Annotated in this window: 11 protein-coding genes; 1 reads left to right on the top strand and 10 read right to left on the bottom strand. The window is 75.9% G+C overall.

What is annotated here, in order from left to right; all coding sequences use genetic code 11:
* Window positions 1-192 precede the first annotated feature (192 nt).
* Complete coding sequence (locus tag ACF061_RS32320) at window positions 193-684, bottom strand: MarR family winged helix-turn-helix transcriptional regulator (RefSeq protein WP_392270556.1); 492 nt, start codon at window positions 682-684, stop codon at window positions 193-195.
* 154 nt (window positions 685-838) lie between these two features.
* On the opposite strand from ACF061_RS32320, the gene ACF061_RS32325 reads away from it, so the two are divergent.
* On the top strand, window positions 839-1,252 hold the full coding sequence (locus ACF061_RS32325; protein ID WP_392270557.1) for an organic hydroperoxide resistance protein: 414 nt from the start codon (window positions 839-841) through the stop codon (window positions 1,250-1,252).
* Window positions 1,253-1,274: 22 nt separating this feature from the next.
* Here the strand turns inward: ACF061_RS32325 and ACF061_RS32330 are convergent, their stop codons facing one another.
* The 9 genes from ACF061_RS32330 to ACF061_RS32370 form a co-directional block, all read right to left on the bottom strand.
* A complete protein-coding gene (locus ACF061_RS32330) occupies window positions 1,275-2,885 on the bottom strand; it encodes a hypothetical protein (RefSeq protein ID WP_392270630.1) in 1,611 nt (536 codons plus the stop codon).
* 138 nt (window positions 2,886-3,023) lie between these two features.
* A complete protein-coding gene (locus tag ACF061_RS32335) occupies window positions 3,024-4,361 on the bottom strand; it encodes a hypothetical protein (protein WP_392270558.1) in 1,338 nt (445 codons plus the stop codon).
* On the bottom strand, window positions 4,358-6,640 hold the full coding sequence (locus tag ACF061_RS32340; RefSeq protein ID WP_392270559.1) for a CDP-glycerol glycerophosphotransferase family protein: 2,283 nt from the start codon (window positions 6,638-6,640) through the stop codon (window positions 4,358-4,360). The genes ACF061_RS32335 and ACF061_RS32340 overlap by 4 nt, the downstream gene beginning before the upstream one ends.
* A gap of 8 nt (window positions 6,641-6,648) precedes the next feature.
* On the bottom strand, window positions 6,649-8,955 hold the full coding sequence (locus ACF061_RS32345; RefSeq protein ID WP_392270560.1) for a bifunctional glycosyltransferase family 2 protein/CDP-glycerol:glycerophosphate glycerophosphotransferase: 2,307 nt from the start codon (window positions 8,953-8,955) through the stop codon (window positions 6,649-6,651).
* A gap of 206 nt (window positions 8,956-9,161) precedes the next feature.
* Window positions 9,162-11,459 carry a CDP-glycerol glycerophosphotransferase family protein gene (locus ACF061_RS32350; protein WP_392270561.1) on the bottom strand — a complete coding sequence of 766 codons (2,298 nt, stop codon included), beginning with the start codon at window positions 11,457-11,459 and terminating at the stop codon, window positions 9,162-9,164.
* A gap of 178 nt (window positions 11,460-11,637) precedes the next feature.
* Window positions 11,638-12,543 carry a carbohydrate ABC transporter permease gene (locus ACF061_RS32355; RefSeq protein WP_392270562.1) on the bottom strand — a complete coding sequence of 302 codons (906 nt, stop codon included), beginning with the start codon at window positions 12,541-12,543 and terminating at the stop codon, window positions 11,638-11,640.
* Complete coding sequence (locus ACF061_RS32360) at window positions 12,540-13,892, bottom strand: carbohydrate ABC transporter permease (RefSeq protein WP_392270563.1); 1,353 nt, start codon at window positions 13,890-13,892, stop codon at window positions 12,540-12,542. Before ACF061_RS32360 ends, ACF061_RS32355 begins: the two co-directional genes overlap by 4 nt.
* 39 nt (window positions 13,893-13,931) lie before the next feature.
* Window positions 13,932-15,344, bottom strand: a complete 1,413-nt coding sequence (locus ACF061_RS32365) for an ABC transporter substrate-binding protein (protein ID WP_392270564.1) — start codon at window positions 15,342-15,344, stop codon at window positions 13,932-13,934.
* A gap of 472 nt (window positions 15,345-15,816) precedes the next feature.
* A complete protein-coding gene (locus tag ACF061_RS32370; RefSeq protein WP_392270565.1) occupies window positions 15,817-19,626 on the bottom strand; it encodes an FHA domain-containing protein in 3,810 nt (1,269 codons plus the stop codon).
* Window positions 19,627-19,694: the final 68 nt, after the last annotated feature.

Below are 19,694 nucleotides of genomic sequence, written 5' to 3' on the forward strand. Positions count from 1 at the left end.
ATCGTAGACCTCGCGAATGCCGTGTGAGCGCCGATACGCCGTCCACCGGCGAAAAGGCCGCCAACCGCGTCGAACCGCCCGGCCGACGCCGGCCGGGCGGCCCGCCTGCCCGCCCGCCCGGTGCGGCGCGGTGCGGCGCGGTGCGGCCGCCGCGCGGGCGGGCCGGTCACCGGCGGCGGTGCGCCCGGCCGGTCACCGGCAGCCCGGTGTCTCCTCCAGGGCGGCCGCGTCCAGGGCGCCGGTGAGCCGGTCGAGGCGAGCGCGCAGGTCGCGGATCTCGTCGAGGGTGAAGCCGGTGGCCGTCATGATCCGGCGCGGCACCAGGGCGGCGCGCTCGCGCAGCGCCGCGCCCCGCGCGGTGGGCCGCACCTGAACCGACCGCTCGTCGCGCGCGCTGCGCTCCCGGCTCACCAGGCCGGCCGCCTCCAGCCGCTTGAGCAGCGGGGACAGGGTGCCGGAGTCGAGGCGCAGGCGCTCGCCGAGCCGCTTCACGGGAGTCTCGCCGTCCTCCCACAGCACCAGCATCACCAGGTACTGGGGGTAGGTCAGGCCCAGTTCCTTGAGGAGCACCCGGTACACGCCGTTGAAGGCGCGTGCGGCGGCGTGCAGCGAGAAGCAGATCTGGTCGTCCAGGCGCAGCCAGTCCTCGTCCGGTGCGGCGGCCGTCGGAAGCTCGGTAGTCATGCCCCCAGGATAGCTCTGGGCATCATTAAGTTGTGCACAACTTAATTGTGTGCTCTACTCGTGGTCGTCCGGGCGGCCCGGACGCCCGGACCGTCCGGGCCGCGCCGACTGCCCGGACCCGACGTTCACCCGTTCTCGAGAGGGATGGTTTTCCATGGACGCGCTCTACACCGCCGTCGCCACCGCCACCCACGGCCGGGAGGGCCGCGCCTTCACCACCGACGGCAAGCTGGACGTGCAGCTCGCCCCGCCGGTGGAGCTCGGCGGCGACGGAGAGGGCACCAACCCCGAGCAGCTGTTCGCCGCCGGTTACGCCGCCTGTTTCGCCAGCGCCCTCGCCCTCGTCGGCCGCCGGGCCAAGGTGGACGTGAGCGACGCCGCCGTCACCGGCGAGGTCGGCATCGGCCGGCAGGGCGAGGGCTTCGCGCTCGCCGTCACCCTGCGCGTGGAGCTGCCCGAGTCCGTGGACGAGGCGACCGGCCGCGAACTGGTCGAGCAGGCCCACCAGGTCTGCCCGTACTCCAACGCCACCCGCGGCAACATCCCGGTCGAACTCGTCATCGAGTAACACCTCCCGGCCCGGCGACGGTTCAGCCCGCGACCCGTGCCAGCACCTCCCCGGTCCGCCGGTTCCACGCCACCACCACCGCCTCCCCGGGCACCGCGCGCCACCGCGTCAGCAGCAGCCAGCGCACGTGGTAGCGGTGGACGACGGCGGTGCGGGCGGCGCGGCCGGCCGCCGGAGCGAGGTAGGCGCGCACGGCGGCCGTCCGCCGCGCCCGCTCCCGCTCGTCCAGCGCGGGGTCCGGCCACAGGGGCGCGACCAGGCCGACGCCGTACCCGGCGACGGCGTGCCGGGCGTAGTAGCCGTCGGCGAGCACCACGTCGCCGCGCCGCAGGTACCGTGCCGCCCAGTCGTACGACGGCCAGCGCGGCGGCTGGGCGAAGCCGACCGGATCCAGTGAGCGCGGCACCACCGCCCCGGCCTGCACGGTCACCAGTCCGACGCAGGCGCCGGCGGCAGCCAGCAGGCCGAGCGCGTGGCGCCAGGGCCCCCAGGGGCGCGGGGCCGCCAGCTCCACGGCGAGCGCGAGCTGCGGCCCCAGCAGCGTCAGGCCGAGGATCCGGCCGTAGGTGTAGTGGCCGCTGAACCAGCCGTACGCCACCACCGCGCAGTCGAGCAGGAACATCAGCGCCAACGGGTCCGGGCCGCGCGAGCGGCGCGCCCGCTTCCACAGCGCGGGCAGCCCGAGCAGCGCCAGCCAGAAGTGGCCGCCGAGGCCGTCGTAGAGCGACCGGTGCAGTCCGTCCAGCCGGCCGTCCCCGGCCAGCGCGAACACGTCGAAGTACGGCCAGCTCGCCGCGACGGCCAGCGCCACGGCCGCCGCCAGCGCCCAGCGGCCCGCCAGCGCGCCCCGCCGGGCCCCCCGCCGGGCGCCCCACGGGCCCGCCGCGCAGGCGACCACGCCCGCGCCGGCCGCCACCGAGGTGATCGGGTGGACCAGCAGGACCAGTCCGCACAGCGCGCCGAGCGCCGCGTAGCCGGAGAAGCCGGGCAGCCCACCCGGCCCCACGAAGCGCACACCGTCCGCCCACCGCCGCGGCCCCACTGCGCGCTCCGGCCCCGCGTCCCGCGCCAGGCGTCCGGTCAGCGCCCACGCCCAGAAGGCGAGACCGGTCGCGAACGTCGACGGGTAGCCGAGATTGCCCGTCATCGACATCAGCCCGAGGTAGCCGCTCCACCAGGCCCGCTCGGTGCCCCACAGCAGCGTCATCGAGCCGAGCGCGAGCACCGGCGCCCAGCGCCGCGGGGTCAGCGCGCGCACGAAGCGCCCGAGACCGGTCAGCAGGACCAGCAGGTTCAACGGCCCGGCGAGCCGCAGCACATGCCACCCCGACAGCCCGGTCAGCCGCGCGAAGAGACCCTCGGCCAGGGCGTAGGGCGAGTAGTACGGGCTGCCCGCTCCCGGCAGGTCCGCCATCGGGTGGCGGGGGTGGAGGAGATCGGCCCTGAGCCGTTCGATCACCGCGGCGTGCTGGCCGGCGTCGCAGCACAGCGGCACCCGCCAGTACGCCAGGGACATCACCAGCCAGAACAGCAGTCCGCACACCAGGTAGGGGCTCGGCCGCCGGCCGCGGGCGCCCTCCGGCGCGGTCCGGCCGCGCACGGGCCGCCGCCCGGCGAGGACCCCGGCGCTCATGACGCCGGCGCTCACGGCGCCGGTGTGGACGCGGGGGCGGACGGGGATCTACGGGGCATTGTTCGTATGTTCCCACCTGCCTCGGCGGCCCCGCCCGTGTCACTCCGACCGGTGTACGCCCGGCCCGTCCGCATCACCTCATCGGGTGACCGCCCCGGTCGCCGTGCCCCCGGCCGACCGCGGCCCCGGGACGCCCGCCGCCGACCAGGGCGCCGCGCGCGCCACCCGGTCCAGCAGCAGCGGCACCCCCACCACCGGCAGCAGCCAGGCCAGCACGATCAGCCGCTCGCCCCACACGGTGATGTCCGGATGCGCCGCCTGGGTGAGGAACCCGGTGGACGCGGCCGCCACCACGAAGACGCCGAACGCCCGCCCGCCCCGCCGCAGCGCGCCCCACGCGCCGGCGGCGAGCAGGGCGGCGAACAGCGGCTGCCACAACTGCCGCCGCAGCCACTCCCGCCAGAAGCCGCCCTCCAGCCGCAGCAGCTCCGGCCACGGCCGGGCCCGGTCGGGCAGGGCGTAGTGATCGGTGAGCAGGTCCTGGAGACTGTCGGTCTCGGTCGGGTAGTGCAGCGCCCGCGCCAGCAGCAGCGTGCCGGCCACGGCGCAGCAGGCCACCGCCGTGATCGCCGGCACCGCGCGCCGCGCCGGCCCGCGTCGCGGCCAGGGCCGCACGGTGACCAGCGCGCTCGCGGCGGCCATGCCCAGTGCGAGGAACAGCGCCTGGGAGTGCTTGACCGCGAACAGGGCGGCCAGCGCCCCGCCGACCAGGACGACGCCGGACCGGCCGCGCCCGTCCAGGGCCAGCGCGCAGCCCCACAGCGCCGCCAGGGTCAGCGCCAGCATCAGGCCCTCGGCCATCGGCCGCATCGCGGTGGTGCCGCACGGCAGGACGTAGTAGAGGGCCTGACCGGTCAGCGCCAGGGGCACGGGCACCCGCCGGGTGCGCAGCACCAGGTAGACCAGGACGCCGCCCGCCACCGTGACCGCCACGCCCGCCGCCCACAGGCCCCAGGTCACGCCGAACACCGTGACGAACGGGACCAGGAGCACCGGATAGCCCGGCCGCGCCTCGAAGATCCGCATGAACCGCACCGGCATGAACGGCAGGGTGTGCCCGCCGGTCTGCCCGGCCCGCAGCCGGGCGTCCACCTCGCGCCACAGCCGGGCCCGGCACTCCTCGGTCACCCGGGCGGCCGGGCTCGGTTCCCGGAAGCGCAGCACGTCCACGCCGTGCCGGCGGCGCGCCCGCGCGGCCCGGCCGGCGCAGGCGTAGTCGATCGTGACGGCCGCCGTCTCACGCTTGTCCTCGCCGCGCAGGCTCAGGGCGTAGGACAGGTAGTTCTTGGTGTCGGGGGAGTCCCGGCCGGTGACGGTGCCGAGCTGGAGCAGCGCGAAGAGCACGGCCAGCAGCAGCACCCAGCCGCGCGGGCTTCGCGGGCGGAGCCGGTCACGCGGCCCGGCGAGCGCCCTCATGAGGACGTGAGCCGGTCGCGGCCGGAGGCCTGCGCGGGCACCTGGCCGGCCGTGCCGGGGGACGGCGCGGCGGTCCCGGCGGACGGCTCCGGCGGGGTCCAGTCCTCCTCGCCGAGGATCAGCGTCCGCACCACCCGCTCGGCCGCCCAGCCGTCGTCGAACTCGCAGAAGCGCGCCCGGAACGCCGTCCGCAGCCGCGCCGACTCGGCGTCCCGCCAGCGGCCGGACGCGAACAGCCGCACCAGTTCCGGGTAGGAGCGCGACACATGGCCGGGCGGTTCGGCCCGCACGTCGAAGTAGACGCCCCGGCTCGCCGCGTACGCGGCCCAGTCGTCGGCGTGCACCACGATCGGCCGGTCCAGGTTGGCGTAGTCGAACATCAGGGCGGAGTAGTCGGTGACCAGCACGTCCGAGGCGAGCATCACCTCCTCGACGTGCGGCTCGTCGGTCGCGTCGACGAGCACCCCGCGCCGGTGCAGTTCGGCCAGGCCCGTCCCGCGCGCCGGGCCGGCCGCCAGCGAGGGGTGCAGCCGGACCACCAGTGTGTGGCCAGCGCCCAGGTCCTCGGCGAACCGGGCCAGGTCGATCCGTTCGACGTGCCCGCCGCGCCGGTACTCGCGCCGGGTCGGCGCGTACAGCACCACCGTGTGGTCCGCCGCGATGCCGAGGCGGGCGCGGACCGCCGAGCCGTCCGACGCGTCCGGCCCGCCCCGGGCCGCCGCGCCGACCAGCACGTCGTTGCGCGGGCTACCGGTGCGCGCGGAGGCGAACCGGCAGGGGTAGGCCCGCTCCCAGACCAGCTCGGAATGGCGGTTGGCGACCAGACTGTGGTCCCAGCGGTCGGCGCGGTCCAGCATTCGCGGCACGTCCAGGCCGCGCCGGGCGCCCGGCCTGTCCAGCAGATCGGCGCCCATGTACTTCAGCGGCGTGCCCAGATGGGTGTGGATGTGCACGCTGCCGGGGCGTTTGGCGGGTGCGTTGGGCCAGTTGACGTTGTTGACGAAGTACGAGGCCCGTGCCGCGAGCCGGCGGTAGCGCGGGGTGCCGGGCAGGACGTACTCCACCTCGGGCGGCAGCAGCCCGGTCTCCCGCGCCTGCTCGGGGTCGCGCACCACCCACACCCCGCGCAGGTGCGGGGCGACCTCGCGCGCCGCCCGGTGGACCGCCGCCGGGTCGCCGAGCACCCCGCGGCTGTGGAACGCCGAGTACAGGACGAGGTCGGGGTCCAGCGGCCGGCGGGCGTGCAGGGCGGCCCAGCCGTCCTTGCCCCGCCGGGCCGCCGCCTTGCGGACCTTCAGCGCCCGCCGTGCCAGCTCCCGTTCGGCCCGCCCCGCCTGCCGCCGCAGCCGGTAGGCGGCGTAACCGCCCTCCAGCACACGGACATCGCCGTCCAGGACTGCTCCCGGGGGCCGGTGGGCGCGGAACAGCTCGGCCGTGCGGCGGAAGAACTCGGCCCGGTCCGACGGGGGCAGCCGGTCCGGCTTGGCGAGGATGTCCAGACAGTGCTCGCCCATCTTCCGGTGCAGGTAGGGCCGCCAGCAGGCCAGCTCCGGGCGGGAGTCGACGAAGGCGAACACCCGCTCGTACTGGTCGTGGACGTCGAAGTGCTTCCGGCTGGTGGTGGACAGGATGCTGCCCTGCCGGCGCTGGCGGTAGTACAGGCAGATCCGGTCCAGCGCGGCGATCCGGCCCGCGCTGAGCATGACCGGGAACGTCCAGGGCGTGTCCTCGTAGTAGCCGGGCGGGAACTCGAAACGCCCCTCCTCGACGAACTCCCGCCGGTAGGCCTTGTTCCACACCACCATCAGGAGGTCCAGCACGTCGGGGCGTTCGGCCGCCGTGAAGGTGCCGTCGGCGGCCTCGGCCAGCACCCGTGCCAGGGCGTTGCGCCGGGTACCGCCCCACCAGTAGGTGCGCGCGTAGTCGAAGACCAGCACGTCCGGGTCGGCGGCCTCGGCCAGCCGGTCGGCCATGGCGCGCAGCGCGCCCGGGGCGAGGGTGTCGTCGCTGTCCAGGAAGAGGAGGAAGTCGCCGGAGGCGAGCGGCAGCGCGGCGTTGCGGGCCCGGCCGAGCCCGACGTTCTCCGGCAGGTGCAGCACCCGGACCCGCCGGTCACGGTCGGCGTACTCGTCGAGGATCGCGCCGGAGCCGTCCGGGGAGCGGTCGTCCACGGCGATCACCTCGATGTCCCGGAAGGACTGCCCGAGGACCGAGTCCAGGCACTCGCGCAGGAAGCCCTGCACCTTGAAGCAGGGGACGATGACGCTGAAGCGGGGCACGGCTGTTGTCAGCTCCTTGTGAGGGTGGCGGCGGGGGCCGGGACGCGCTGTGCCAGGGGGACGAGGGGCGGCAGCGTCTCCGGCGGCTGGCCGAGGAACACCCGGCGTACGACGCGCTCGGCGGCGCGGCCGTCGTCGAACTGGCAGAACCGCTCGCGGAACGCGGCCCGCAGCGCGGCCGACCGCGCGCCCGCGTACGAGCCGTCGCGGAAGAGGGCCGCCAGTTCGCCCGGGGTGCGCGCCACCGGGCCCGGCGGAGTCCCCAGCAGGTCGAAGTAGACGCCCCGCGTCTCCCGGTACACCTCCCAGTCGTCGGCGAGGACCACGATCGGCCGGTCGAGGTTGGCGTAGTCGAACATGATCGACGAGTAGTCGGTGACCAGAGCGTCGGCGGCCAGGCACACCTCCTCGGTCGAGCGGTGCGCGGTCACGTCGATGACCCGGCCGGAGCCGTGCCGCCCGCCCCGGTCGTAGAAGTAGTGGGCGCGCAGCAGCACGACGACGTTCTCGCCGGCCGCCGCGCAGAACGCCTCAAGGTCGAGGCCCGTCTCGAAACCGGTGCGGTGGTCGCGGTGGGTGGGCGCGTACAGGACGGCCGTCGCGCCCTCGGGGACGCCCAGTTCGCGGCGGACCCGGGCCACGTCCTCGGCGCGCGCCGTGCAGAAGACGTCGTTGCGCGGATAGCCGTACTCCAGGGTCTCGTAGGAGCCGGGGAAGGCCCGCTCCCACATCTCGGTGGAGTGCCGGTTGGCGGAGAGGTTGTAGTCCCAGCGGTCCACGCGGCGCAGCAGCTTGGTGAAGCTGCCGGTCCGCGCCGCCACCACCGGGTACGTCGACTGGTCGCAGCCCATCATCTTCAGCGGGGTGCCGTGCTGCGTCTGGAGGTGCACGCTGCCGGGGCGCTTGACGACGGCGTCGGCGAAGTTGGCGTTGTTCACCAGGTACTTGGCGCGGGCCAGCACCTCCCAGTACCGGCGGCTGCCGATCAGCGCGTGGTCGACGTCCTCGGGGACGGTGTGCTCCTGGCCGGGCTCCACCAGGAACACCGCCCGCAGGTGCGGGGCGAGTTCACGGGCGGCGGCGTGCAGCGCCGCCGGGTTGCAGGCGTAACCGCGGCCCCAGTAGGCGCAGTACACGACGAGGCCCTCGTCGAGGGGGCGGCGCAGGTGCCACCGGTAGGCCAGGCGCGCGCACCGGCCCCGGACCCGGTCCAGGCAGCCGGTGCGCGCCCGGGCGGCCCGCCGGGCGGCCCGGCCGGCCGCGCACAGGGCGCGGAAGACGGGGTACGCCACGACCGTGGGCAGCGGGCCGCCGAGGCCGATCCGGCCGGCGAGGCGGCCGGGGGGCCGCTCGGGCGGCCGGCCCTCGGGCCCGCCGCCGTCCGGCAGCGGCCCGGCCGCCGGCGGCGCGGTCCGGCGCGGCCCGGCCGGGCGGAACCCCGCCGGACGGTGGCGGCGGTAGAGGTCGCGGGCCCGGCGCAGGAAGACGCGTCGGCGGCGCGCGGGCAGCCGTCGCGGGTGCGCGGCCGTCTCCAGCACGGCGGCCAGGACCTGCTCGAACAGCGGCGCGAACCGTTCGGCGGACAGGCCCTGCTCGGCGGCCCGGGCGAGCACCCGCTCGGACTGGTCGAGGAGGTCGAACTGGTGCTCGCCCGGGTGATCGAGCCGGCTGCCCTGCCGGCGTTCCCGGTGCTGTACGACGACCCGGCGCAGCACCGCGATCCGCTCGGCGGCCACGGTGACCAAACCGCCCCAGCCGAGGTCGGTGTGGTGCCCGGCGGGGAAGCCGATGCCCCGGCCGGTCACGAAGGCACGGCGGTAGGCGGCGCTCCAGGCGGGCCACCGCACGCCCGTCAGGCGCGGAGCCTCGCCGGGCGCCACGGCGTGCGCGGGCAGCTCCACCGGCAGCCGTCCGGCCGGACCGGCCGGCATCTCCTCCCACCAGGGCGTCCGCTCGTGCTCGAAGTACAGCGCGTCGACGTCGCCGGTCTCCGCCAGCCGGGCGGCCAGCGCGCCCAGCGCGCCCGGCAGGAGCACGTCGTCACCGTCGAGGAACAGCAGGTACGCCCCGGTCGCCGCCCGCATCCCGGCGTTGCGCGCCCCGGCGAGTCCCGCGGCCGGCGGCGAGTGCACCACGGTCACCCGGGCGTCCCGCCCGGCGTGGCCGGCGGCGACGTCGGCGGCCGGGGCGTCGGGCGCGTCGCACACCGGGATCAGCTCGAAGTCGCCGAAGGACTGGGCGAGGACGGAGTCCAGCGCCTGGGACAGCCGGCCCGCCACCCCATGGGACGGGACGATGATGCTGAAGCGGGGCATTCTGCTCTTTTCGTCGATGTCCTGGTCCGGTGCGCCCGACGGCGGGCCGGACCGCGCCACGGGCGCGTCCGCCGGTGTCCCGGCCTGCCGTCCGGGTGTGCCTCCCGGCGCCCCGGCCCGCCCCGCCCCGGCGGCCGCCGGGCCGGGCCGGCGGCGGGCCGCGGGATACCGGGGCGCACGCGGACTCCCGGAAGGTCAAACGGTGTTCAGCGGCTCTCGGTGACGGTCTGGGGGCCCGCGGGTTGCGGCACGGTGGCGAGCAGGGAACGGGCCGGGCCCGCCGCGGCCTGCGACGGCACCGGGTGCCGCCGGGCGGGCGGGACGACGGGCGGCAGCCCGGCCGCCTCGTCGGTCTGCCCGAGCACCACGTGGCGTACGACCCGCTCGGCGGCGCGCCCGTCGTCGTACGCGCAGAACCGCTCCCGGAACGCGGCGCGCAACTGGGCGGAGCGGGAGCCGCGCCAGTGGTCGCCGGCGAGGATGTCGGCCAGCTCGTCGGCACTGCGCGCGACCGCGCCCGGCGGGTGGGCGCGCACGTCGAAGTAGGTACCGCGGGCCGCCTCGTACGCCTCCCAGTCGTCGGTGAGGAGCACGATCGGCCGGTCCAGGTTGGCGTAGTCGAACATGATCGACGAGTAGTCGGTGATCAGCGCGTCGGAGGCCAGGCACAGGGACTCCACGCTCGGGTGCCCGCTGACGTCGATGACCCGGCCGTCCGCGTCCGGCGTCGCCCCGGAGGCGGTGGCGAGCGGGCCGCCCCGCGCGTAGTGGGCGCGGGCCAGGACGACGAAGCGCGGGCCGAGGCGGTTCAGGAGGCGCTCCAGGTCCAGGGCGGTGTGCTGGGTGCGGCGGTGGTCGCGGTGGGTCGGCGCGTACAGCAGGGCCACCGCGCCCTCCGGGACGCCCAGCGACTCGCGCAGCCGGGCCACGTCGACCGAGGTCGCCCGCTGGAAGACGTCGTTGCGCGGACCGCCGTACTCCAGGGTGGTGTAGCGGCCGGGGTAGACCCGTTCCCAGGTCAGCGTGGTGTGCCGGTTGCCGGACAGGACGTAGTCCCACTTGTCGACGTTGGCCAGCAGCCGCGCGAAGTCCATGCCGCGGGCCGCCGCCGGACGCTCCTGGAGGTCCAGGCCCATGTGCTTGAGCGGGGTGCCGTGCTGGGTCTGGACGAACACCTGACCGCGGCGCTTGACCAGGCGGTGGTCGAAGTTGACGTTGTTGACCAGGTACCTGGAGCGGGCCAGCGCCGTCCAGTACGCGGCGGTGCCCGGCGCCAGCGGGCGGGTGCCGGCCGGGACCGTGCCGTGGTGCTCGGGCCGGGCGATCCACGCCGTGCGGATGTGCGGCGCGAACTCGCGGAACGCCGTCTCCAGCGCGCCCGGGTGGCAGCAGTGCCCGAGTCCCCAGTACGCGGCGAAGACGGCGCGGTCGGCGCGCACCGGCAGGCACAGCTGGATCCGGTAGTGCGCCTGGAGCAGGGCCGCGCGCAGCGCCCGCAGCGACCGGACGGTCACCGCGCCGGCCCGGCGGCGCAGCGCCGTCGCCAGCAGCAGCGCGCGGAAGACGCGGTGCGCGCCGAGGCGGACCAGGGCGTGCCGCAGCCGGGAGCGCGGTCCGGGCTCGGCCCCCGGGGCGCGGTAGCGGCGGTAGTACGTCCGTGCCCTGCGCAGGAACTCGGCGCGGGAGCCGCGCGGCAGCCGGCCGGGCCGGGTGAACACCGTGCAGAGGTGGTCGACCATCCGGCGGAACAGCAACGGCCGCCAGCGGGCCAGTTCGGGCCGTGTGTCGAGGAAGGCGAAGACCCGGTCGTACTGCTCGAACACCTCGAAGTGCCGGCGGCTGGTGGTGCCCAGGATGCTGCCCCGGCGGCGCTGCCGGTAGTGCACGCACACCCGGTCCAGGGTCGCGACGGAGCCCGCCGCCAGCAGGACCGGGTAGGTCCACGGCGTGTCCTCGTAGTAGCCGGTGGGGAAGGCGAAGCCCTCGCGCGCCACGAAGTCCCGCCGGCACGCCTTGTTCCAGGCCACCATCAGCACCCGGAGCAGCTCCGGACGGTCGGCCGGCCGGAAGGGGGCGGGGCCGTCCTGGGCGAGCGGGGCGCGGATCGGGTCGCGGACGGTCTCGCCGTTCCAGTGGGTGCGGGCGAAGCCGTAGACCAGCACGTCGGGTTCACCGGTCCGAGCCAGGCGGTCGGCGATCGACCGCAGCGCGTCCGGCGTGAGCGTGTCGTCGCCGTCCAGGAAGACCAGGTAGTCGCCGCCGGCCTCGGCCATCCCCGCGTTGCGGGCGGGACCGAGGCCCTGGTTGTGCGGCAGGTGGACGGCGCGGACCCGCGGGTCACGGGCCGCGAACTCGTCGGCGATCGCGCCGCAGGCGTCCGGCGAGCAGTCGTCGACGGCGATCAGTTCGAAGTCCGTGAAGGACTGGGAGAGCACCGACTCCAGGCACTCGGGCAGATACGCCTGGACCCGGTACGCGGGGACGATGACACTGAACCTGGGCAACGGGCCATCCAAGGGTCGGCGCGGGCGGTCGGCCCCGTCGTCACGAGGGGGCTGTGCCCGGCAACGGCCGATGGAGTGAATCGGTTACGGTCCGATACGGCATGTGGGGGACAAGAGGTGAACGGGAGAGGGCGGCCCGGTGACGGCCCGGCCCCTCCCACCCCGGGCCGTCACGCGGTCACTTGACGGCGCCCGCCATCACACCGGACACGAACTGCCGCTGGAACGCGAAGAACACGGCCAGCGGTATCACCATCGAGATGAACGCGCCGGGCGCCAGCACGTCGACGTTGTTGCCGAACTGGCGCACCTGGGTCTGCAGCGCGACCGTGACCGGCTGCGTGCCGGACTTGGTGAACACCAGCGCGACCAGCATGTCGTTCCACACCCACAGGAACTGGAAGATGCCCAGGCTGGCGATGGCCGGGCCGCCGAGCGGCATCACCACCCTGGCGAACAGGCGCAGTTCGCCGGCGCCGTCGAGCCGGGCGGCCTCCAGCAGTTCGCGCGGGATCTCCGCGAAGAAGTTCCGCAGCAGGAACACCGCGAACGGCAGCCCGAAGCCGGTGTGGAACAGGACCACGCCGAGGATCGTCCCGAACAGGCCGATCCGGCCGAACAGTTCGGCGATCGGAATGAGAGCGACCTGCACCGGCACGACCAGCAGCCCGACCACCGCCAGGAACCACCAGTCGCGGCCGGGGAACTCCATCCACGCGAACGCGTAGCCCGCGAGCGAGCCGACCACGACCACCAGGACCGTCGCCGGGACGGTGATCAGGGCGGTGTTCAGCAGGGAGTCGGTGATGTCGCCGTTCTCCAGGAGCTTCTGGTAGCTGTCGAAGGTGAGCTGCGAGGGCTTGCCGAACACCGACCACCACCCGCTCGCGCTCATGTCCTCGGGCGAGCGCAGCGACGACAGCAGCAGTCCGATCGTCGGGACCAGCCAGAACAGGCCCACCAGGATCAGGAACACCCGGACCAGGCCGCCGCCGACGGCCTCGGCGAGCCGGGAGCCGAGCGGCCGCCGGGCTCCTACGGGCCGGGAAGCGGGGGTCGCCTTCGTGACGGCCTCTGTGGTCATCGCCGCGCCTCCCGTCGCAACCGCCGCATGTTGAACAGCATCACCGGGATCACCAGCAGGAGCAGGAAGACCGAGATGGCGCTGGCCACGCCCGGGCGGTCCTCCGAGAAGCCCTTGCGGTACAGCTCCAGGGCCAGCACGTCGGCGTCGTCCTGGGAGGAACCGGGGGCGATGATGAAGACCAGGTCGAAGATCTTCAGCACGTTGATCATCAAGGTGACGGCGACGACCGCGAGCACCGGCGCCAGCAGGGGGACGGTGATCCGCCGGAACACCTGCCACTCGCCCGCGCCGTCCACCCGGGCGGCCTCCAGCAGCTCCCGCGGCACGCCCGCCAGACCGGCCGCGATCAGCACCATCGCGAACCCGGCCCACATCCACACGTACGCCCCGATGATCGCCGGGGTGACCAGCGAGGGGCCGAGCCAGTCCACCCCGTTGTACGGCGCCTTGAAGTTGCTCGCCGGGAGTCGGAGCCGGGCGCCGTCGGCCTTCGCGGGCAGGGTGAAGGTGCCGTCGGCCGCGGCCTTCGCGGTCGCCACCACCTTGCCGTCCCTGACCGCCTCGATCCGCATCCCGGAGTAGCCCAGCTCCGACGGGTCGACCGCGCCGAGCCGCCCGACGCCCTTGCCGCGGGTGAAGTCCTGCCAGGTGGTGCCGGTGATCCTCCCCGGCTCGGCCCCGGCCCGCACGGCCCTCTTCGCGCCGGCCGGCATCTGGTCGGGGGCGACGCCGACGAGCGGCAGGGCGACCGACTGGCCCGTGTGGACGGGGCTCGTGGTGAGGAACCCGCCGTGGTCGGGCGCGAGCGGCGAGTCGCGGCCCGGGTGCGCCTTCGGGAACGCCGAGGACTGGGCGAAGGTGTCGTGGACGCCGACCCACACCGCGTTGGCGACGCCCTTGTCCGGGTCCTGGTCGTACACCAGCCGGAAGATGATCCCGGCCGCCAGCATCGAGATCGCCATCGGCATGAAGACGACCAGCTTGAACGCCGTTCCCCAGCGCACCCGTTCGGTCAGCACCGCGAAGACCAGACCGAGCGCGGTGGCCACCGCCGGGGCGAACACCACCCAGATGACGTTGTTCTTCAGCGCGGTGCGGATGCCGTCGTCGGTGAAGAGCGCCCGGTAGTTGTCGAACCCGGCGAAGCCGTCGCCGGAGGAGTCGTAGAAGCTGCGGACGATCGAGTACCCGATCGGGTAGACCACGAGCGCGCCGAGCAGCACCAGGGCGGGCAGCAGGAAGAGGGCCGCCACGGTCTTGCGGGTGCCGGTCACGCTCTTGCGCCGGCGGGGGGCGGGCGGCGTCACCGGGGTCCCGGCGACGCCCTTGGCGGCTGCCGACGTCATCGGTCCCGTCCTCGGTGGGTGCGAGCCGTCATCGCCGGATCAGCTCCCGCCGCCGTACGCCGCCGCCGCGTCCCGCTCCAGCCTCGCCTGGGTGCCCGCGACGTCCGACGGGTTCTTCAGGAAGTCCTGGAGGTCCTTCCACTCGCCCTTGCCGGGCGTTCCGCCGAACGCCTGCGGGGCCTGGTCGGACATGTCGAAGCGGAAGGAGTCGCCCGACGCGATCAGCGCCTTGGCGATGGTTCGCTGCACCTCGTTCGGGTACGCCGACTCCGGCACGTTCTTGTTCGGCGAGAGGTAACCGCCCAGCCTGGCCTGGATGGTCGCCGCGTCCGGCGAGGCCAGGAAGGTGACCAGCGCCTGCGCCGCCCTGGAGTCCTTCAGGATCACCGCCGCGTCGCCGCCGGAGACCACGGGCGCCGTGGAGCCCACGGCCGGGAACGGGAACACCTTGGCGTCCGTGCCCACCTTGGCCTTGGTCTCGCCGATGTTGACCTGGGCGAAGTCGCCCTCGTAGACCATGCCGGCCTTCGGCTGGTCGCCGCCGGTGAAGGTCTGCGTGACGGAGGCGGGGAACTCCACCTGGAGCGCGCCGGCCGGGCCGCCCGCGATGTAGTCCTTCCTGGACCAGATCTGCGCCAGGGTGGTCAGGGCCTGCTTGACGGACGGGTCCGTCCACTTGATCTTGTGCTGGGCGAGCTGGTCGTACTTCTCCGGGCCCGCCTGGGAGAGGTAGACGTTCTCGAACCAGTCGGTGAGGGTCCAGCCGTCGGCGCCGCCGACCGAGAACGGGGTGACACCGGAGTCGTAGACCTTCTGCGCGGTGGTGAGCAGGTCCTTCCAGGTCTTGGGCTCGGCCGCGCCCGCGCCCTCGAAGACCTTGGTGTTGTACCAGATCAGCGACTTGTTGGCGGCCTTGTAGTAGGCGCCGTATTGCTTGCCGCCGACCTTGCCGATGTCCTGCCAGCCCTGCGCGTAGTTCTTGGCGAGCTGCGCCCGCGCCTCGGGCCCGAGCGGCTTGGCCCACTTCTTGTCCACGGCCTGCTTGATGGCGCCCGGCTGCGGGAGCAGCGCCACGTCCGGCGGCTGTCCGCCCGCGACCTTCGAGCCGAGGAAGTTGATGATCGGGTCCTGGGCGGGCACGAAGGTGACCTTGGCGCCGGTGCGCCGGGTGAACTCCGCGAGGACCTTCTTGAAGTTGGCCTGCTCGCCGCCGGTCCAGACGGCCGCGACCTCCAGGGTCGTGCCGTTCAGCTTCGGAAGGGTGACGGTGGCGCCGGTCTCCGTGCCGCCGCCCCCGCCGCCGGCGCCCGTGCTGCTCTTGTCGCCGCTGGTCTTGTCGTCGTCGTTCCCGCCGCCGCACGCGGTGAGGGAGAGGGCCAGGGCCCCCGCGGCGACGGCCGCCGCGGTCCTGGCGGCCCTGCGTTTGCGGATGGTGCTGCTCGTGCTGCGCATCACTGCCCCGTTCTTCGTACTCGTCGAACGTCCGAGGGCTGTCCCGTGCGCTCTGGTCTACGCCGGGCTCCGGACGTCGGCAAGAGCGCCCACGGTGTCAACCACGCGATCGTTAACACGTCGTGACTCACCGTCAGCGTTGGCGTCCGGCGATGCGGTGGGGTACGTCCTGCGGTGCGGCGCGGTGGCGTCCTGCGGTGCGGCGCGGTGGCGTCCTGCGGTGCGGCGCGGTGGCGTCCGGTGGCGGGGCGCGGAGGTGTCCTGTGGTGCGGTGCGGAGGTCGTCGGCGGGTGGTGGCAGGAGGCGACGGCTGGCGTGGGCGGGTGACGCCGGGCGGTGACGGCGGCGGTGCGGGACCGGGGCACCCCGCGGTGACGGCGGTGGTGCGGGACCGGGGACGGCCGGCGGCGGCAGGGGCCGGGCGTCCCGGAGCGCCACAGCGCCGCGGCACCGGAGTGCCGCGGCGGGGTGGTCACAGCAGGGAGGGGACCTGTGCGGCCGACACCTCCCGCGCCGCCCGTTCCAGCGCGCTGGCCAGCAGGGCCAGGTCCGTCGGTCCGTTGCCCAGCTCCCGTACCGAGCGGCGGGCCGGCGGGTCGCCCATGCGCTGCCACTCCAGGGGGACGACCGTGGGGCGCTGGGTCGCCGTCCGCGGGATACGGCCCGTGACCCGGCCGCCCTGGAACGGGACGGCACGGCCGTCCGCGCCGGTCAGCCGACCGCGCCCCGGCGCCGGCTCTCCCGCGGGCTCCCGGCTTCCCTCCATCGGCGAGGCGCTCCCACGGCCGCTGGCGGGGGCGTCCAGGACGACCCGGAGCGTGGCCCGGCGGGCCGGTTCCGTCTCCGCCGTACGGCCCCCGGGGGCGGTGGCCGCGACCAGGTGGACGCCGAGCCGCTCGCCGTCCCGGGCCACCGCCTCCAGCGCGCGTATCACCGAGCCGGCCGCGGGACGCCCGGGCGAGCCGAGCGCGGGGGAGACCAGGAGGTCCAGGTCGTCCACGACCACGACGAGCCGGGGCAGCGGCGGAGCCGCCTCGGCCCGCGCCCGGGCCGCCGGCGGCCGCAGCCGCAGGGTGGAACTGGGCGGCGCGTCGAGATCGGCCGCCCCGAAGGCCGCCGCGCCGCCCGGCGCGGCGTCGGCCGGCCTCGGCTGTGCCGGGGTGCGGCCCGCGACGCCGCGGCCCGGCGCGGTGCGCTGGGCGACGATACGGCCGGACACCTCGCGCCGGGTGTGCCACTCGGCGAAGTCGGCCAGCCCCAGCAGCTCTGCCCGCCGCTTCAGCTCGGCGCTCAGCGACTGGGCGAACTCCCGCATGCGCACCGGATCGTTGGCGGTGAGGTGGGTGGTGACATGCGGTACGTCCGTACAGACCCGCAGCCCGTCGCCGTGCCCGCCGCCCGCGCCGACGCCGTCCCGGCCGTCCAGCAGGACGATGCCGAGCCGGTCCGGGCGCTCGGCGGTGGCGAGCGAGGCGACGACCGACCGCAGCAGCTCCGTACGGCCGCTGCCGGCCGGCCCCTCGATCAGCAGGTGCGGGCCGTCGGCCACGAGGTCGGCGCAGACCGGCCCGCGCGGACCGGCGCCGAGTATCAGCACCGCCCGCCCGCCGAGAGCCCCGGCGTCGTCCGCCGCGTCGGCCCAGCGCGCCTGGAGCGACGCCGGCGTGGCCCGGGCCAGTCCCAGCTCGTCGAGCAGCCGAGCCGACAGCGGCAGCGGCGCGGACACCCGCGCGGGCCGCTCGTCGTCGGCCGGGTCCGCCGTCCGCAGGGGCGCCAGCGCCCGCGCGAAGCGCTCGGCCCACGCGAGGGACACGGCGTCGACGACGGCGACGGTGCCGGGGGCCACCGGAGTGGGGCGGGCGGTCTCCACGTCCTGCGCCCGCGCGGGCGGCGCGGAGGCGTAGGCGTCCGGACGCGCCTGCGCCCGCCGGTGCGCGTGCGGGCCCGCCTGCGCCGACGTGACGGCGTGCGCGGGGCCGGGCCGGCGCGCTTCCGCGCCGGACCGCGCGACGCGCATCAGCCGCAGCGCCGTCGCCACGTCACCGCTGAGCAGCGCGACGGCCCCGCACTCGCGGAACACCGGCGACACCGCGCACGCCGCCTCGTACGTCTCCGTCACCGGTGAAGCGGGCGAGGCGGGCACCGCCTCGGCGAGGCACAGAACGTGTATCCCGGCCCGCGGCCCCTCCTGCGCCAGCCGCGCCACCGCCTCGCGCACCACGGCCCCGCCCGGGTCGCCGTCCACGACGACCACGGTGTACGGCCCCGCGAACGCCCGCTCGCCCACCGGGTCCCCGTCCCTGGCCCAGGAGGGCCGTCGGGCGGCGCCGCTCGCGGACGACGGCATGGACGACGGCCCGCCCGGCGCCGCGTGGCCGAGGTCCCCGGGGCCCGGCGAGTGCCGCGGCGCGGGCGCGCCCCCGGCGTCGGCGCCGGTCCGGGCGGGACCGGCCGCACGCGTGTCGGTCAGGTGGTCGTCGAGGCGGCGCAGGAGTTCGTCCGTGCGGGCCTCGGCCTGTTCGCGGTCGTGCGCCAGCAGGAGCCGGCAGTCCTGGCCGTGGCCCGGCCGCACATGCGGGAGCCAGCCGAGCCAGGCCCACTCGGCCGTGCGTTCCTCCAGGGGGCGGGCGCGGTCGGCGCTGATCAGGACGATCTCGAGGCCCTCCGGGGAGTGCAGCGCGGCGAGCTGCGCCAGCACCGCGCGGGCCAGCCCGGACAGACGGGCGCGCGGCCCGGCCAGGCCCAGCGCGCCCACCTCGCGCAGTCCCGCGGTCACCGGCACCGCGGCCAGCAGCCGCCCCGAGCCGTCGGGGACCGGCCGGTCGGCCGTGCCGAGCCGCACCGTGAGCGCCTCCGGATGCCCCGGGCCGCGCTCCCACAGCCGTGGTCCCGGTCCCAGCGCGGTCAGCAGCAGTGCCGCCGGGTCCGGCCAGGTCTCAGGCAGCTGGGGCGTCCCGTGCGGCGTGGGCGCGTCCCGCTCCGGCAGGCCGGGCGCCGGGTCGTCGTACGCCCCGGTCCGGACCGCCGCGGACTCGCCGCGCCCGCCGGCCAGGCGCCGTGCCCACGCCCCGAGCCCGCCCCGCCTGCGCAGGCCCGGCGGAACCTCGGTGCCTCGCAGGGGGGTCCCCTTGCGCCCGCTCTCCCCGGTCCCCGCGACGGCGTCGTCCGGGTCCCCGGCGAAGGCGCCGGGGTGGCCGCCGACCCCGCCGCGACCGGCGTGGGTGTCCCCTCCGTCATGGCTGTCGACCCGGTACGCGCGGCCCCGCGGGGGCAGCCCGGGAGACTCGGTGAAGCCGTGTTCCCGGCTTCCTCCTCCGCCGTGTCCCGGGCTCCCCGGCGCGTCCGGCGCGGGCGCGCCCCCCGGCGTGCCTCCGGACGCCTGCCGCGGGCCGGTGCCGGCGCTCATGCCCCTGGCGGTGCCGGTGCCCGTCGTCGTGGCCGCGCCCGGGCCCGCACCGTCGGCACCGCCGACCGGCACACGCGCGTGTGCCGCGCCGTCGCCCGCGACGGGCCCGGCGCCGCCCGGCACGGAGATCCGCACGTGCCCCTCGCCGTCCGGGGCCGTCGCCACGCGCACCGCCGGTCCGGCGGCCGGGGTCAGGCGCAGCACCGACTCGCCGATGCGCAGCAGCGCGCCCGGGGCGAACCGGACCGGGCGGGCGCCGACCTGCCGGTCGTCGAGCACCGTGCCGTTGGTGGAGCCGAGGTCGGCGACCTGGACGCGGCCGTCCGGGGCGACCGTCACCGCGCAGTGCACCCGGGAGACGTCGGGGTCGTCGAGCGGTACGTCGGCGTCGGCGGAGCGGCCCACGGTGATCTGACCGCCGTGCAGCAGATGGACCCCGCCGGCGTCCGGCCCCGCGACCACGTGCAACTGGGTGGGGGCCTCGTCGAGCTCGGGGTGCGGCTCGGTCTCGGCGGGGGCGCCCAGCGACAGCACCGCGCCGTCCAGCAGCGGCGGTTCGCCGAGCGTGCAGCGCTGGGTGTCGAGCCGCTCCGTGCCCGCGTACAGCACCACGGGGCCCGCGCCGGGCTCCCGGCCGCCGCGCTCGGCGCCGCGCTCCCGGCCGCCGCGCTCCGGGGCCGTCCCGCCGTCCCCGGCGACCGCGGCGGCGAGCGCCGACGCCACCGCGGCCAGCGCCGTGCCCGCGGGCGCCGTGACCAGCACGTCACAGCTCACGGCGCGGCCCCGGGGCGATGGGGGTCCTCCCTGCCCGAGCGGAGTCGAGGGCTTGGGGGACGGCGGGCCCAGCGGGTCTACGACGGTCAGCCGGATCTGCATCGCCGTCAGCGGTCCCTTCTGCGCGGGCGCCCGGGCACGGGGAGGACGAAGCCGCCCAGCGATCCCCC

The sequence above is a fragment of the Streptomyces sp. NPDC015220 genome (genome assembly GCF_043079345.1).
GTDB lineage: Bacteria > Actinomycetota > Actinomycetes > Streptomycetales > Streptomycetaceae > Streptomyces.

Bases quoted from the DNA above. Each gene is read 5' to 3' on its own strand.
- ACF061_RS32320 (WP_392270556.1), bottom strand. From the start codon at position 684: ATGACTACCGAGCTTCCGACGGCCGCCGCACCGGACGAGGACTGGCTG.
- ACF061_RS32325 (WP_392270557.1), top strand. From the start codon at position 839: ATGGACGCGCTCTACACCGCCGTCGCCACCGCCACCCACGGCCGGGAG.
- ACF061_RS32330 (WP_392270630.1), bottom strand. From the start codon at position 2,885: ATGAGCGCCGGGGTCCTCGCCGGGCGGCGGCCCGTGCGCGGCCGGACC.
- ACF061_RS32335 (WP_392270558.1), bottom strand. From the start codon at position 4,361: ATGAGGGCGCTCGCCGGGCCGCGTGACCGGCTCCGCCCGCGAAGCCCG.
- ACF061_RS32345 (WP_392270560.1), bottom strand. From the start codon at position 8,955: ATGCCCCGCTTCAGCATCATCGTCCCGTCCCATGGGGTGGCGGGCCGG.
- ACF061_RS32355 (WP_392270562.1), bottom strand. From the start codon at position 12,543: ATGACCACAGAGGCCGTCACGAAGGCGACCCCCGCTTCCCGGCCCGTA.
- ACF061_RS32360 (WP_392270563.1), bottom strand. From the start codon at position 13,892: ATGACGTCGGCAGCCGCCAAGGGCGTCGCCGGGACCCCGGTGACGCCG.
- ACF061_RS32365 (WP_392270564.1), bottom strand. From the start codon at position 15,344: ATGCGCAGCACGAGCAGCACCATCCGCAAACGCAGGGCCGCCAGGACC.
- ACF061_RS32370 (WP_392270565.1), bottom strand. From the start codon at position 19,626: ATGCAGATCCGGCTGACCGTCGTAGACCCGCTGGGCCCGCCGTCCCCC.